This is a genomic window from Streptomyces alkaliterrae (assembly GCF_007097205.2).
Classification (GTDB): domain Bacteria; phylum Actinomycetota; class Actinomycetes; order Streptomycetales; family Streptomycetaceae; genus Streptomyces; species Streptomyces alkaliterrae.
In genome coordinates, this window is sequence record NZ_VJYK02000759.1 from 1 (window position 1) to 387 (window position 387).

Here is a 387-nt window from a genome sequence, read left to right on the forward strand (position 1 = left end):
CCACAGAACAAGCCAGTTCAGACGCCGCCCGATCATGCAACAAGCCCACCCACCTCAAGACCACTGATGTCGCAGCGCGTACACATCGGGGCTGGGGGATCACTCGAACCGGGGACGGGAAGTGTGCCGGTTGGGTGAAGGAGGTCGCATAGGGTTCTTGGTGAAGGGCGGCCAGGCAAGCAAACCCGCACAGGCCCTCGGGCGCCCTTCACCCACCCTCCTCCACGGGGAGGATGACATGAGGCAGAAACCGCGCGTACTCGTCCGTGACGAGGCCGGAAGACTCGCGGATACCAAGGCCCGCGGACTCGCCCGCCACCACCCAGGTGCCCAGGACGACGCGGTTGCCGTCGAAGTCCGGTAGGGGGCGCAGGGCCTGGTAGCAGC

The 387-nt window shown here is 66.4% G+C and carries 1 protein-coding gene; it reads right to left on the reverse strand.

Annotated elements, in window-relative coordinates; all coding sequences use genetic code 11:
• Window positions 1-208: 208 nt before the first annotated feature.
• Window positions 209-387, reverse strand: a 179-nt coding sequence (locus tag FNX44_RS27810) for a glutathionylspermidine synthase family protein (RefSeq protein WP_173019338.1), incomplete at its 5' end; no start/stop codon positions are given.